The organism is Burkholderia sp. AU38729, assembly GCF_020419725.1.
GTDB lineage: Bacteria > Pseudomonadota > Gammaproteobacteria > Burkholderiales > Burkholderiaceae > Burkholderia.
In genome coordinates this window covers 1,115,554-1,129,318 of the sequence record NZ_JAIZQO010000001.1, presented here as the reverse complement: position 1 = coordinate 1,129,318, position 13,765 = coordinate 1,115,554, and the positions used below count along the sequence as shown (strand labels likewise).

Sequence of the window (13,765 nt, the reverse complement as noted above, 5' to 3'; positions counted from 1 at the left end):
GTGGACGGCAACCGCCCCCTTGGGGGGCAGCGAACGATAGTGAGCGTGGGGGTCGTTCATTTCGCCTCCCAGATCGTGAGGCGCACCGGCGTCGGGTTGTACCCGTTGCACGGATTGTTGAGCTGCGGGCAGTTCGAGATCAGCACCGTGACGTCCATCTCCGCGCGCATCTCCACATACTTGCCCGGTGCGGAAATGCCGTCCTCGAAGGTCAGCCCGCCGAGCGGCGTGACGGGCACGTTCATGAAGAAGTTGACGTTGCCGACCAGGTCGCGCTTGGTGAGCCGCGCGCCCGCGCCGCACGTGCAGTGCGTGATCGCGTTGAGGAAGCTGTCGCGGCAGTTGTGCATGTGCCGCTTGTCGAGCGCATAGCGCACGGTGTTGCTCTCGGCCGCGCACGCGCCGCCGAGCGTGTCGTGACGGCCGCAGGTATCGGCGACGATCGTCACCATCGGATTGCCCCGGCTCGACAGCAGCACGCTGCCCGCGCTCAGGTACAGGTTGCGCTGGGCGCGGATGGTGTCCTGCGCGCTGTAGCGCTCCTCGGGGTCGTCGGACCGGTAGAACAGCGTGTCGACGGCCTGGTTGCCTTCCAGGTCGAGGATGCGGAAGACCTGCCCGCGCTTCAGGTCGCGCAGCCACGGTTCGCCCGCGTTCAATGTGGTGTCGTGAATGGCATCGCGCGGGTCGAGACGGCTTTCGATGATCGGCATGGCTCGGCGCTCCTTACGCAAACAGGCGATCGGTGTTGGCGAAGCCGCGCACGTTCTCGGCGCACGCGCGGCGGCACGGATCGTCTTCCGGCGCGGCACCGTCCGCCGGATACGCGCGGTACGCGATCAGCTTCACGGCCTTCGGCGCGTAGTCCGGGTGCGGGTCGAGCGGATGCGGCGCGGTCGAGAACGCGGCCAGCGTGTTCATCTCGAAGCGCAAATCGACGGCGCTGCCGGCCGGCGAATGTCCGGCGACGAAATCGAGCGCGCCGTCGTCACGCGTGTCGAGCTTGCTGAAGAAATTGACGTTCGCGACGAGGTCGCGCGCCGACAGCCCGTATTTCGCGAGTTCGAGCACGAGGCTGTCCCGGCCGTTGCGGATCATCGCGTTGCGATCGACCTGGTACGACGTCGTGCCGTACTTGTGCGCGAACAGCCGCGCATCGCCGACGCCGCCGAGCGGGTCGTGCCAGCCGAGCGTGTCGGCCGTGATCGACGCGATCACGCGCCCCATGTCGGTGTACAGCGCATGGCCGCGGGTGAGATGCGCGGTGTGCTGCGCCTTCAGCGTGTCGGCCATGTTGTAGCGTTCGAGCGGATCTTCCTGGCGATGAAACACGGCGGAAAGATTCGCACCGCCGTCGACATCGACGACACGCAGCGCGAGACCGCGGCGCAGGATGCCGGACCAGTGGGTTCCGGCGGGAATGAGCGTTTCCCACACGACGTGTGGCGGCGGGGCAAGGACGGCTTGGGGGCGCGGCGACATGGCGGCTCCGTGGTCGGTTGGACAAAAGGCGTGAGAGGGCGACCGAACGACATCGCGACCTCCCGGGCTTTTATCCCTCCGTGGAGCCTCGCCGTTTCCTCGAAACGAGGAGAAGACAAGACCGGATTGCTCTCGGACCAGCCATCGCGCGGCGCGAACGCCGCACGACCGGAACCCTAGCGATCCTGAAGATGATGCAAATTGCTTCGCACCTCTCGGGCACTGACTAAGCGAGTTGCGTGCCAGCGTGTGAGGAATCGCCGCGCCATGCGGCTTTCCGGCATGCGCGCGCTGACGGATACCGCACCGGATGCGGATGGCCGCCCTCGCGGCGGGCGTGCCGCGCACCATGCGAACGCGCGCCCGCACCGACGCAGTGCGCGCCGCGCCCGCCTGCACGACACGACCGGCGATGGCATGGGCATTGCTCGATGCATGCACCTTCACTCGATACGCGACACCTCATGAACAAGCTCGACCTGCTCCGGCGCGCGCTGAGCGCGCTCTTCTCCGCCCGCTTCATCGAACTGCAGCGCAGGTCGCGCCGCCCCTGAGCCGCCCCGCCGCGTGCCGTTGGCACGCTTCTCGCTCGGCATGACGCCGAGAGGTGCGGCGGCGTCGCATCTTAGGGGTGCTAGGGTTCCGGTTCATCGAACGTCTGGTCCGAGAGCAGCCCGGCGCGGATGCGTCCGATCGCGAGACCGGACGCGCACGCGCTACACGGCGGGACAAAAGCCCGGGAGATTGGCGATGGCAACGGCCGTCGCGCCTCTCCGTGGCCGCTTCATTCGTTCCGCCTCCGCAGGAACCGGCCACGCGGCCGGACCGCGCACGTGCACGCGCACGGTCCGTTTCGACGATCCCGATCCCGGTCTCCTGGAGAAAACGATGACCCGTCCCGCCCTGGCGCTCCGCCGCCTGCTGTCCCGCCGTTCCGTCCGTCACGCATTGGGGGCCGCCGCCGCGGCCGCCACGCTCCTCATGACGCCCGCCGCACACGCGGCAGCGCCGCTCAAGATCGGCTACAGCGACTGGCCCGGCTGGGTCGCGTTCCAGGTCGCACTCGACAAGGGGTGGTTCAAGGAAGCCGGCGTCGACGTCGATTTCGAATGGTTCGATTACTCGGCATCGCTCGACGCGTTTTCGGCAGGCAAGCTCGACGCGGTCGCGGCGACGAACGGCGACGCGCTCGTGACGGGCTCGGCCGGCGCGAAGAACGTGATGATCCTGCTCACCGACTATTCCGCCGGCAACGACATGATCGTCGCCAAGCCGCCGCTGCGCAGCGTCGAGGCGCTGAAGGGCAAGAAGGTCGGCGTCGAACTCGGCCTCGTCGATCACCTGCTGCTCGAAACCGCGCTGCAGAAGCACGGGCTGAAGGACGGCGACGTGACGCTCGTGAACGCGAAAACCAACGAACTGCCGCAGGTGCTCGGCTCGTCGACGGACATCGCCGCGGTGGCCGCCTGGCAGCCGAACGCGGGCGAGGCGTTGAAGCGCGCGCCGGGCGCACGTGCGATCTTCACGTCGGCGGATGCGCCCGGGCTGATCTACGACGCCATTACCGTCGCGCCGGCCAGCCTCGCCGCGCGCCGCGCCGACTGGGCCAAGGTGATCAAGGTCTGGTACCGCTGCGTCGCCTACATCAACGATCCGAAGACGCAGAGCGACGCGGTCCGGATCATGTCCGCCCGCGTCGGGCTTGCGCCGGAGCAATACCTCCCGCTGCTGAAGGGCACGCACCTGCTCGACGAAGGCGCCGCGAAGCGCGCGTTCCGCAAGGGCGACGGGCTCGATTCGATCTACGGCTCGACGCGCAACGCGAATGCGTTCAACGTACGCAACGGCGTATACAAGCAGTCGCAGGACATCGACGCGTATATCGATCCGCGCCTCGTGATGCCGCATTGACGGGCGCGGGGCCGGGCTTCGGGCGCCGGCCCCTCGCGCTCACTCCCGCCAAACCCGGCCGCGTCGATGCGCGGCCGCGGCCGCCGCCTGACCCACTCCCCGCCCCCGCTTCGCCGCGATTCCACGCGATTTTGCAGAGGACCTTTCCTGTGCAACGCCTTAATCGACCGCCGCACGATCTCCAATAATGGCCGCTCGATCCGCCGGCCACCGGGCCGGAAAAACGATAAAAACTCCTATGCATTCCTACAAGATGAACCAGCACGCCAGCACTCGACTCGCGGGGACCGCCATTGCCGCCTGCCTGACCGCCCTCGCATCGGACGGGGTACACGCACAGAGCAGCGTGACGCTGTACGGCCTGATCGACACGTCGATCACCTACGCCACCAACCAGCGCACGCACGGCGCCGGCTCGCCGGGCAGCGGCGCCGTCGCGATGACGAGCGGCGCACTGAACGCGTCGCGCTGGGGGCTGCGCGGCCGCGAGGATCTGGGCGGCGGGACGGCCGCGGTCTTCACGCTCGAGAACGGCTTCTCGGGCACCACCGGCGCACTGTCGCAGAAAGGCGTCGACCTGTTCGGCCGCCAGGCATGGATCGGCCTGAGCTCGAAGACGGCCGGCACGCTCACGTTCGGCCGCCAGTACGACCTGATCCTCGATTTCGTGACGCCGCTCGGCGCGTCCGGCCCCGGCTGGGGCGGCAACCTCGCGGTGCATCCGTACGACAACGACGATTCGAACCGCAACCTCCGCATCAACCACGCTGTGAAGTACACGAGCCCGACGTACCGCGGGCTGACGTTCGGCGCGATGTTCGGGTTCTCGAACACGGCCGGCCAGTTCGCCAACAACGCGGCATGGAGCGCGGGCGTGTCGTACGCGAACGGGCCGCTGAAGCTCGGCGCCGGCTACCTGAAGATCAGCCGCGACCGCAATGCGCCGAACCCGAACGGCGCGCTCAGCACGGTCGACGGCTCGGCGACGATCACCGGCGGCAACCAGCAGATCTGGGCCGCGGCCGGCCGCTACGCATTCGGGCCGCATTCGGTCGGCGCCGCGTGGTCGCACTCGACCACCGACGGCGTGACCGGCGTGCTCCAGGGCGGCGGCATCGCGCCGCTGAAGGGTGAATCGCTGGTGTTCGACAACTTCTCGATCGACGTGCGCTACGTCGTCACGCGGGCGTTGAGCCTCTCGGCCGCCTACACGTACACGATGGGCCGCTTCGACACGCGCACTGGCCAGACGCGCCCGAAATGGAATCAGGTCGTGGCGCAAGCCGACTATGCGCTGTCGAAGCGCACCGATGCGTATCTCGAAGGCGTCTACCAGAGCGTGAGCGGCGGCAACGGCAATCCCGCATTCAACGCAACCGTCTGGACGCTGACGCCGTCGGCGAACAGCAACCAGGTCGTCGTCGCCCTGGGGCTGCGGCACAAGTTCTGACGACGCAAGACGGAGCGACGCGGCGCAACGCTGCTGCGCCGACGGACGTATCAGGCAAGCGTTCCAGCACCACCCGATCGTCATGCTCCGAACCGGAATGGCCGCGCCCGTGCGCGGCCTTTTCCCTGTGGCATCGCCCATCACAACGGCAAAAATGCGGCCCGGACTGTCGCATCGGCGCAAAAAAATGCGGAGAAACTGGTCACGCTGTGACATTTTTCCTAATCTGTTTGCAGCGACGCCGAGATTTGGCGTTCCGGTCGCGACACTCTTTCATATGGCGCACCACCGGCTTACGAACGCGCTTCACGCCGTGCGTGCCGGACCTTTCGCGCCATGCCGGCCGGATACGGGCGTGCCCGTGGCACGCCCTACGCGTTCAACGCAGTCAACCGCTGGAGACGAACGATGAGCAAAACGAATCGATTTGCAGTCCTGGCAACCTTCGTGCTGCTGGCCGGTTGCCACAATGCGGCGAAGACGCCCGAGAATGCCGGCACGGAGCCAACACCCTCGAGCGAAGCCGTCGCAACGGTGACGGCCGACGATCTCGACAATCCGAACAGCCCGCTCGCGAAACGCAGCATCTACTTCGATTTCGACCAGTACTCCGTCAAGCCCGAATACCAGTCGCTGCTGCAGGCGCATGCCGACTACCTGCGCAGCCATCCGGCGCGGCACGTGCTGATCCAGGGCAACACCGACGAACGCGGCACGTCCGAATACAACCTCGCGCTCGGCCAACGCCGCTCGCAGGCCGTGATGAGCGGGCTCGAAACGCTCGGCGTGCCGGCCACGCAACTCGAGGCGGTCAGCCTCGGCAAGGAAAAGCCGGTTGCGCTCGGCCACGACGAGGATGCGTGGGCGCAGAATCGCCGCGCCGATCTCGTCTATCGTTGATCACAGGCCGCCGCGACGGCGGCGGCTTCTGCTTAAGGAACGGCATGCCAGACCACGGGCCGCAGAAGCGGCCGCGCGGTGCCGCCCGCTGCATGCTCGCGAGCAACGACACAGCGCCGGATGACGCACCGCGCCGCATTCAACGCCGGCGTGCGAGCCGCCGATGCAGCCAGTACGACAGCACGGCCGACGTCACGATCGCATCGAGCGTGGCGATCGCGTTGATGTCGCCGACCTTGTCGGATTTCAGCAGGTAGGCCACGAGTTCGACGAAGCCGATCATCGCGCCTGCCCCGACGATCATCCCCAGCAGCACGAACCAGCGCCGCCGGATTCGCGTGCCGATTGCACCCATGATGCCGCCCGCCACGGCCGCGGGCACGAAATAGCCGAACAGGAACGACGCGAAGAAGATCAGCGGCACCATGCCGGCGCTGACTTTCAGTACCTCCCACGACGGACCGTCGATCAACGACCACGCGATCAGCATCACGGCCGGCCAGACGAGCGATGCGACCAGCGGGCCGCCGACGGCAAACGACATGCAGCCGAACACGACGGGATGGGACGGACGCGACGGCGGACGTTCTGCGGTAGCACTCATGTTTTTGTAGTCGGAACCGGAATGGCGGCTGCCGGAGTGTACCAAGGCGGCAAGATGCATCCGGTCTGCGCCTTCGCGTTCAACGATCCACAAAATGCATGGAATAACCCGCCCGCCCGAAACGTTTCATGTTCCGTCAGCACGCAGACGCGCGGTTCACGCGAACCGGCCTTTCCAGCGTCCCGCGCGCGGCAAGGAGGCGGACATGAAATCGGCAAGGTGGGCCGCGGCGCTGATCGCCGCGCTGGTGCTCGTGCTGTCGGCGGGCTGTATGTCGTCGGGTAGCGGCCCTGCGCAGGGACCGGGCATGAGCCGGTATGGCGGTGGCGGCTCGGGAGGCAGCGGAGGCGGAGGTGGTAGCGGCTACTGAAGCGCCGCCGAAAAAATCGGACGACGCGTCGCCCACGAGCACCGGAAACCGGCTGACTCGCGCGCGACGCGCCGCCCTGCGGCACGACTTAACGCATGGCCTTCACGTCGGCCGGCGTGACGCTCGCGGGCTGGCCGCCCCACGTCGCACGCAGGTAGTTCGCGAGCTGCGCGAGTTCGTCGTCGCTCAGCGTGTGCGCGAAACCGGGCATCGGCTGCAGGTTCTCGAACCCGGCAAACTTCTGCTCGCCGATGCCGTCGAGCATCGCGACCAGCAGGTTGCGCGGGTCGCCCTGGCGCACCGTCGAATTGCCGTTCATCGGCACCGCCACGTGCGGCTTGCCTTCACCGTTGAAGCCGTGACAGCCCGCGCAGACCGCGAGATACACCGAGCGGCCGGCCGCAAGCTGCGCGGCGTCGGCCGATACCGGCTTCACCGGTTGCGGCGCGGGCGGCGTATCGCCCAGCAGGTACACGGACAGCGCGCGCAGGTCGTCCTTCGTCATGGTCTGCGTGCTCAGGTGCACGACCGGGTACATTTCGCCGAACGCCGAGCCTTGCGGCGCGATGCCGACGCCGAAGAACGTCTGCAGGTCGGCGCCCGTCCAGCCGCGCGCGGCGAGGCCGGCCGGCGTGATGTCGGGCGCGGCCACGCGGCCGAGCGCGGCGCCGGCGAACGGCTTCGCGCTGTCGAGCTGGCCCGTGAACGCGCGCGGCGTATGGCATTCCGCGCAATGGCCGAGCGCACCCGCCAGATAGCGGCCGCGCTGCCAGTCGGCGGACTGGCCGGTCGACGCATCGGGCAGGCTGTCCTTCAGGAACACCATGTCCCAGAAGACCATCCCGAAACGCAGGTTGTACGGGAACTTCAGCGCGTGCTCGCGGTTTTCCAGTGCGACCGGCTTGACGGTCTTCAGGTACGCGTACATCGCGTCGGAATCGGCGCGCGTGAGCTGACGGTACGACGTGTACGGCATCGACGGATACAGGCGCTTGCCCGGCGCCTTGCCGTCATGCAGCGCGGCGTAGAAATCGTCCGCGCTCCAGTTGCCGATCCCGTGATCCTTGTCGGGCGTGATGTTCGAGCCGTAGAACGTGCCGAATGGCGATTCGAGCGGCGCGCCGCCGGCGAACGGTGCGCCGTCCTTCGCGGTGTGGCACGCCGCGCAGTCGGCGGCCTTGACGAGGTAGCGGCCGCGCGCGATCGGGTCGGCACCCGGTGCGCCGGAAGCCGCGTTCGAGGCCGGCGCGTCATGGCCGCCGCACGCGGCGAGCAGCAGCGCGCAGGCGGCCGCGAGCGCGGGGAAGCCCGCAGCCCGCGCGACACGATGAGCGAATGTGCGTTTCATGCGGCGTCCTTCACGAGTCCCGGCGTCGTCAGCACCACGTCCTTGACGGCTTCGTAGTAGCGGACATAGCCCGTGCAGCGGCAGAGGTGCGCATCGAGCGCCTCGGTGATCGTGCGCTCGACGTCGGCCTTCGCGACCGGCTCGCGCTTCAGGCGTTCGATCAGCACGGTCGCCGCGTTGACGAAGCCCGGCGTGCAGTAGCCGCACTGGAAGCTGAAATGCTCGAGGAACTTCTGCTGGATCGGCGACAGCTCGACCACTTCGCCCGCTTCGTTGCGCTTCGCGTGGCCTTCGATCGTGCGGATCGAGCGGCCGTGGAAGAAGTGCGCGCCGGTGATGCAGGTGCGCATTTCCTCGCTCGTGCCGTCCGGCTTGTCGACGATCACGACGCACGCGTGGCAGATGCCCTGCCCGCAGCCGAGCCGCGAACCGGTGAGGCCCGCGTATTCGTGCAGGAACTCGATCATCATCAGCCCTTCCGGCACCTGCATCGGGCCGACGGACTTGCCGTTGATATTGATCGACAGCGGTTTCGACTGGAACCGGACGAGCGGACGCTCGACGGCAGCCGGGGCCGAAGCCGGCGCAGCCGGGGCCGATGCCGGTGCGGCCGAAGCCGCGCTCGGCGCGGAAGCGCCGGTCGCGGCGGCGCTTCCGCTCGCGGCGGAAGCCGCGGTTTGGGCGGTCGTCATGCGAGCACCTCCTGAATCTTTTGCGGGGTCACCGGCAGGTCGGTGAAACGATGGCCGATCGCGTGCGCGATGCCGTTCACGATCGCGCCGACGACGGGAATCATCACCACTTCGGCGACGCCCTTCGGCGGATCGGTCTCGGACAGCGGCGGCAGCACGTCGCCCGTCTGCGTCCAGACGGCGACGTCGGACGCGCGCGGCAGCTGGTAACGGTTGAAGTTCCACGTGCCGTTGCCGGGGCCGTCTTCATACAGCGGCAGGTATTCGTACAGCGCATGGCCGATCCCCATCGCGAGACCACCCTGCAACTGGCCCGACACGAGCTGCGGCGAAATCTGGTTGCCGCATTCCATGATCGAGTGGTGCGTGAGCAACTCGACCTTGCCGGTCGCTTCGTGCACGGCCAGCTCGACCAGCGTGCCGACTGCCGTGTAGTACGTGACGGCCGCGTTGTTGCGGCTCGTCGGCGGGATGAACACGCGCTTGCGGTCGAGCACGCGGTAGCCGTTCGCGGTCGGCGCCAGCGTGCCGCGCATCGTGGTCGCGCCGGCCGGTGCGGCGGTGCCGGGCACCGGGCCGTTGTCGCCCGTCTTCGGCGCGCCGACACGCAGCGACAGCCCGTCGATCGGCAGACGCTCGACCATGCCGCCCACTTCGAACTCGGCGTCGGTCCACTGCCAGCGGTTGAACACGTGCACGACGGCGCCGGTCGGCAGGCCGAGCGCATGGGCCTGCTTCGCGAGCTGTTCGAACGACAGCGGCTCGAGGCCGTCGGCGGTCAGCTTGCCGTCGACCCAGCGCGCGTCCTCGATGCGGATCGTGTACGGCGCGGCCTGGCCGCCGCCGAGGCCGCGCGTCCAGATCGACATCGCCGCCGGCCACAGGCCGTAGCGGAACACCGCGCGCGCGGCTTCGCGCGTGCTGTGCGTGAAGTAGTACGCGGAGTTCGTCGCGCTCGACGGCGACGCATAGCTCGGCGACCAGCGCGGATTCGCGCTCAGGCGATCCTGGTCGGCCTGCGACATGAGGTACGGATCGCCGCTGGTCTCGACCGGCAGGTCCGGCCATTCGGTCACAGCCACGCGCACGTCCGTGGCCGGACGGCCCAGCCATTTCGCGACCGCGACGGCCTGCGACGTCGACATCCCGGTGCCGATCTCGGCCGCCGTGTGCTGCAGCGACACCTTGCCGTTCTCGTCGAATTCGACCTTCGCGAACGACGCTTCCGCGCCCGTGCCGAAATCCTTCTGCACGCACGCGAAGCCGACGCCATAGCGCTTGCCCGGATGCGCAGCCTCGTATTCGGCCTTGCGCGCGGCGCGGCGCGTCCACAGCGGATGCTGCCTCGAGCGCTCGAGCACCTCGTCCACGCGCAGCGCGCCGGCGGGAATCGCCCCCTGCGTGTTCTTCATCCCGGAGCGCAGCGCGTTGCGCAGGCGGAAATCGATCGGGTCGATGTTCAGCTGCGCGGCGATCTCGTCGACCGCCATCTCGGTCGCCGCCATGCTCTGCAGCGTGCCGTAGCCACGTGCCGAGCCGGCATCGATCGCGCGCGACGCGATCGCGACCGCGGCCAGGTCGCTCTTCGGGAAGTAATAGATCGATTGCGCGGCCGTCGCCCCCACCATCGCCACCGACGGCGAGAAGTTCGAGCGCCCGCCGCCGTTCGCCTCGAAGTCGCCCTTGAACGACTGCAGCAGGCCCGTGTTGCGGTCCACCGCGATCCGGTAATGCATCTTGAACGCGTGACGCTTCAGCGACGTCTGGAACTGCTCGTAGCGGTCGTTCGCGAAACGCACCGGGCGGCCGTCCGCATACAACGCGCAGACGAGACCGTAGAACGGGACGTTGAAGTGATCCTTGGAACCGTAGCCGACCGTGTAGCACGGATGCACGAACAGCTTCTTCACCGGGAAGCGGCACTTCGCGACCATCGCGGCCGCGTTCTCCGCCACTTCGAGCGGCGACTGGGTCGGCACGACGAGGTGCAGCGACTGCGTCGCGGTGTCGTACCAGCAGTTCGCGTTGTCCGGTTCGAGCGCGGACGTGTCGACCGACTGCGTGTTGTACTCGCGGTCGAACACGAGCCAGTCGGCCGACGGATGGTCGAGTTCGCTGGCGATCTGCCCGGCGAGGAACATGCCCTGCTCGTCGAGCTTGCCGTGCTCCTTGCCGTCCGGCCACACCGGCAGGTGCTTGCGCATCATGCTCGGGAAGATCGGCGCGTCCTTCAGGCTCGAATAGACGTCGTCGTCGTAGGCCGTCTTGCCGCCCACGCGCACGTAACGGAAGGTGCCCCACGGATCGCGCTCGAGCGGGCCGGTGACCGCGCCGTAGCGGATCACGTCGTCGCGGAACTTGAGCGCGTTCTTCGCGAAGCGGAAGCGCGCGAAGTCGTGATAGATGAGGATCGCGACCGCATGGCCGAGATACGCGGGCGTCTTGCCGGCCGGCAGCAGCATGTCGTCGCCGTAGAACGTCGGGAACGCGACGCCGTCGCGCACGAGATCGTCGGCCGTGACCACGCGGTCCGGCTTCAGGTCGTCGCCGAGCAGCGACAGGTCGAAGCCTTCGTAGGTGCGGTCGGCCTGCGTGACGCGCAGGATCAGCGCATGCGACTGCTGCTGCGGCCAGTGCGGCATGTCGGCGGCGCGCACGTCACGGGCGAACACTTTCGAGCCGGTGACCTTCGCGATGCCGTCGATGCGGAATTGGGGGATGCCGGTGACGCTATCCCATTTGACGGGGGTGAGGAGTTTTTCTTCGAAGAGCGCCGCGAATGCGCGGCTGCCCAGGGGCGCGACATACACCGCGACACCCGCCAGCACGCTGGCTTTCAGAAAACCCCGCCGTGACAGGCCGTGGTTTTTCATTTGGGGGGGAACCTCCTGATGCGGCTCGGACGGCGATCGGGTGTCGCGACGTTCGGAGCGGCGCGCATTCTGGCATTGTTTTAGATATATCGCCTATAGTATTTCTCGCATGAAATACTTATTGAATTTCTTATAACGGTATTCAGCCGGGCTGCGGCAGCCGGTCGCGGGGGTTGATCCGACCGCGTCGCGTGCCCGGTTACGGCGGTTTCGATCGTGCGCCGTGCACGGCGAGCGATCTCACGCGGGTCTCCTGCCGGTCGCCGTGCCGCAATCCGTTCGCCACGATGCTGCCCCGGCGCCGACGAATGCGCAAGCCATTCGCGGGCGTGGTTGACGACGAGTGGCCGGCGCGGCGAGCGGTGCCGCGGGCCTCTCCGGGTATCCCCCGGGGCAACCCGCGCCGCCCGTGTTTCATGGTAATGTCGTGCGCATCCGGCCTGGCCGGGCGCCCGCCATGTGCCGTGCGGGCGCCGCCAGCCATCGCGACATCACGCGACATCGTGTCGAGGTTAAAAACCATGGCAGTCAGGGCATCTCTCCTGCACTCCGTTCTCGCCACTCCTCCCTCCGGCAACCACCGTGTGACGGCCGCGCTGCGCCCGTCAATGCTCGTTACGCTGTTCGAAGACGTCCGACCGATGGCGCTCTCCGGGCTCGCGAGCGGCTTCGTCGCGGCCGTTGCACTGATCCGGCTGCAGCAGCTGTGGTGCCTCGCGTGGCTGATCGCCGACGTCGGCCTCCTCATCACGCGGCTCTCGATCGCGCGCGCGTACACCGTTCAGCGCAACGCCGGCGACGACCGTGCCGAATACTGGGCGTTGCGCTATGCGCCCGTGTCGCTCGTCGCGTGCTTCGTGCTCGGCCTCGGCGTGATGGGCTGCGTGCAGGCCGTCGACGTCGAGCTCGGCACGCTGTCGGTGATGGTCGCGGGCGGCGTGTTCGGCGGAATCGCGTCGCGCAATTCGGCGCTGCCGCGGCTCGCGATGATGCAGGTCGCGCTCGGCGTGCTGCCGATCGGCGTCGGTGCGCTGCTGGCCCACCGGTCGGGCGCGTGGCTGCTGCTGCCGCCGCTCGCGATCTATCTCGCCGCGATGCGCACGGTCGTCCAGCGTCACTATCGCGTGCTCGTCGCGCTGATCGCCGCGCGCCAGCGCAACGCCGAACTCGTCGCGCGCTTCGACGCCGCGCTCACCTACATGCCGCACGGCCTGTGCATGATCGACGGCGAGCGCCGCGTGATCGTCGCGAACCGGCGCACCGCGCACCTGTTCGGCTCGCCGCGCGAAATCATGCTCGATACGCCGTTGCCCGCCGTCGTCGCGGCGCTCGGCGCGAACGACGCGACCGATCCCGGCGGCGCCATTCTCGCCGCGCAGTGCGAACTCTGGCTGGCCTGCGACGAACCCGCGCCGCTCGACGTCGTGCTCGCCGACGGCCGCCAGCTCGAACTGACGCGCCACCGCGTGCCCGACGGCAACGCGGTGATCATCGTCGAGGATGTCACCGCGCGGCGCCGGACCGAGCAGCACATCCGGCATCTCGCGCGGCACGATGCGCTGACGGGCTTGCCGAACCGTCATGAACTGCATGCCGAGCTCAAGCGGATGCTCGCGCGCCGGCCGCGCGCGCCGGGTCCCGCGCTCGCCGTCATGTATCTCGACCTCGACGGCTTCAAGGCGATCAACGACCGGTTCGGCCACCAGGCCGGCGACGATGTGCTCACGCAGGTCGCCATGCGGCTCGGCAAGACGCTGCCGTCCGGCGAGCTGGCGGCGCGCATCGGCGGCGACGAGTTCGTCGTCGCGATCGACGACACGACGATGCATGCGTGCTCGCTCCTCGCCGCGCGCATCATCCGGCAGATCTCGGCGCCGTACACGCTGTCGATCGGCGAGACGGTGAGCCTCGGGATCAGCATCGGCATCGCGCTCGACGACGGGCACGGCTCCCCCGACGAACTGATCCGGCAGGCCGACAGCGCGCTTTACGAAGCGAAGTCCGCCGGCAAGGGCATCTATCGCTTCTATTCGAGCGGCAGCAGCCGGGTCACGCCCGTGACCGCGAGTTGACCCGGCTGCACAAGCCCGCTTTCCCCCGCCTCCGCCGCCTCCCGACGATTCAATTCCGAAACG

At 68.1% G+C, this 13,765-nt stretch carries 11 protein-coding genes and 2 riboswitches; of the genes, 5 read left to right on the top strand and 6 right to left on the bottom strand.

Annotation, left to right across the window (positions count from 1 at the left end; translation table 11 throughout):
* Window positions 1-56: 56 nt before the first annotated feature.
* On the bottom strand, window positions 57-713 hold the full coding sequence (locus LGM56_RS05000; protein ID WP_226203188.1) for an urea amidolyase associated protein UAAP2: 657 nt from the start codon (window positions 711-713) through the stop codon (window positions 57-59).
* Between the two features lie 13 nt (window positions 714-726).
* A complete protein-coding gene (locus LGM56_RS04995) occupies window positions 727-1,482 on the bottom strand; it encodes an urea amidolyase associated protein UAAP1 (RefSeq protein ID WP_226203186.1) in 756 nt (251 codons plus the stop codon).
* Window positions 1,483-1,539: 57 nt separating this feature from the next.
* Window positions 1,540-1,673: riboswitch (guanidine-I (ykkC/yxkD leader) on the bottom strand.
* 432 nt (window positions 1,674-2,105) lie between these two features.
* Window positions 2,106-2,227: riboswitch (guanidine-I (ykkC/yxkD leader) on the top strand.
* Between the two features lie 143 nt (window positions 2,228-2,370).
* Here LGM56_RS04995 and LGM56_RS04990 point away from each other — a divergent pair.
* The 3 genes from LGM56_RS04990 to pal all read left to right on the top strand — a co-directional run bounded on the left by LGM56_RS04990 (window position 2,371) and on the right by pal (window position 5,743).
* Window positions 2,371-3,393 carry an ABC transporter substrate-binding protein gene (locus tag LGM56_RS04990; RefSeq protein ID WP_089496912.1) on the top strand — a complete coding sequence of 341 codons (1,023 nt, stop codon included), beginning with the start codon at window positions 2,371-2,373 and terminating at the stop codon, window positions 3,391-3,393.
* Window positions 3,394-3,631: 238 nt separating this feature from the next.
* Window positions 3,632-4,843: a porin gene (locus tag LGM56_RS04985; protein ID WP_226203184.1), complete on the top strand. Its 1,212-nt coding sequence runs from the start codon at window positions 3,632-3,634 to the stop codon at window positions 4,841-4,843.
* A 408-nt stretch (window positions 4,844-5,251) separates the two neighbouring features.
* Window positions 5,252-5,743 carry a peptidoglycan-associated lipoprotein Pal gene (gene pal / locus LGM56_RS04980; RefSeq protein WP_089496910.1) on the top strand — a complete coding sequence of 164 codons (492 nt, stop codon included), beginning with the start codon at window positions 5,252-5,254 and terminating at the stop codon, window positions 5,741-5,743.
* A gap of 139 nt (window positions 5,744-5,882) precedes the next feature.
* Here the strand turns inward: pal and LGM56_RS04975 are convergent, their stop codons facing one another.
* The gene (locus LGM56_RS04975; RefSeq protein ID WP_226203183.1) at window positions 5,883-6,347 is read right to left on the bottom strand and encodes a hypothetical protein; all 465 of its coding nucleotides are present in this window, start codon (window positions 6,345-6,347) and stop codon (window positions 5,883-5,885) included.
* Window positions 6,348-6,552: 205 nt separating this feature from the next.
* Here LGM56_RS04975 and LGM56_RS04970 point away from each other — a divergent pair, with 205 nt between their 5' ends.
* The gene (locus tag LGM56_RS04970) at window positions 6,553-6,717 is read left to right on the top strand and encodes a hypothetical protein (RefSeq protein ID WP_226203181.1); all 165 of its coding nucleotides are present in this window, start codon (window positions 6,553-6,555) and stop codon (window positions 6,715-6,717) included.
* 88 nt (window positions 6,718-6,805) lie between these two features.
* Here LGM56_RS04970 and LGM56_RS04965 read toward each other — a convergent pair whose 3' ends face one another.
* From LGM56_RS04965 to LGM56_RS04955, 3 genes are read right to left on the bottom strand one after another with little or no spacing between them, the layout of a single operon-like run.
* Entirely contained in the window at window positions 6,806-8,065 is a 1,260-nt protein-coding gene (locus LGM56_RS04965; RefSeq protein ID WP_089496909.1) for a cytochrome c, read from the bottom strand.
* On the bottom strand, window positions 8,062-8,757 hold the full coding sequence (locus tag LGM56_RS04960; RefSeq protein ID WP_089496908.1) for a (2Fe-2S)-binding protein: 696 nt from the start codon (window positions 8,755-8,757) through the stop codon (window positions 8,062-8,064). The genes LGM56_RS04965 and LGM56_RS04960 overlap by 4 nt, the downstream gene beginning before the upstream one ends.
* Window positions 8,754-11,630: a xanthine dehydrogenase family protein molybdopterin-binding subunit gene (locus LGM56_RS04955; RefSeq protein ID WP_089496907.1), complete on the bottom strand. Its 2,877-nt coding sequence runs from the start codon at window positions 11,628-11,630 to the stop codon at window positions 8,754-8,756. The genes LGM56_RS04960 and LGM56_RS04955 overlap by 4 nt, the downstream gene beginning before the upstream one ends.
* A 521-nt stretch (window positions 11,631-12,151) precedes the next feature.
* On the opposite strand from LGM56_RS04955, the gene LGM56_RS04950 reads away from it, so the two are divergent.
* Window positions 12,152-13,702 (top strand): sensor domain-containing diguanylate cyclase, encoded by a 1,551-nt coding sequence (locus LGM56_RS04950; RefSeq protein WP_226203179.1) that lies wholly within the window; start codon window positions 12,152-12,154, stop codon window positions 13,700-13,702.
* Window positions 13,703-13,765: the final 63 nt, after the last annotated feature.

Bases quoted from the DNA above. Each gene is read 5' to 3' on its own strand.
- LGM56_RS04960 (WP_089496908.1), bottom strand. From the start codon at position 8,757: ATGACGACCGCCCAAACCGCGGCTTCCGCCGCGAGCGGAAGCGCCGCC.
- LGM56_RS04955 (WP_089496907.1), bottom strand. From the start codon at position 11,630: ATGAAAAACCACGGCCTGTCACGGCGGGGTTTTCTGAAAGCCAGCGTG.
- pal (WP_089496910.1), top strand. From the start codon at position 5,252: ATGAGCAAAACGAATCGATTTGCAGTCCTGGCAACCTTCGTGCTGCTG.
- LGM56_RS05000 (WP_226203188.1), bottom strand. From the start codon at position 713: ATGCCGATCATCGAAAGCCGTCTCGACCCGCGCGATGCCATTCACGAC.
- LGM56_RS04990 (WP_089496912.1), top strand. From the start codon at position 2,371: ATGACCCGTCCCGCCCTGGCGCTCCGCCGCCTGCTGTCCCGCCGTTCC.
- LGM56_RS04995 (WP_226203186.1), bottom strand. From the start codon at position 1,482: ATGTCGCCGCGCCCCCAAGCCGTCCTTGCCCCGCCGCCACACGTCGTG.
- LGM56_RS04985 (WP_226203184.1), top strand. From the start codon at position 3,632: ATGCATTCCTACAAGATGAACCAGCACGCCAGCACTCGACTCGCGGGG.
- LGM56_RS04950 (WP_226203179.1), top strand. From the start codon at position 12,152: ATGGCAGTCAGGGCATCTCTCCTGCACTCCGTTCTCGCCACTCCTCCC.
- LGM56_RS04975 (WP_226203183.1), bottom strand. From the start codon at position 6,347: ATGAGTGCTACCGCAGAACGTCCGCCGTCGCGTCCGTCCCATCCCGTC.
- LGM56_RS04970 (WP_226203181.1), top strand. From the start codon at position 6,553: ATGAAATCGGCAAGGTGGGCCGCGGCGCTGATCGCCGCGCTGGTGCTC.
- LGM56_RS04965 (WP_089496909.1), bottom strand. From the start codon at position 8,065: ATGAAACGCACATTCGCTCATCGTGTCGCGCGGGCTGCGGGCTTCCCC.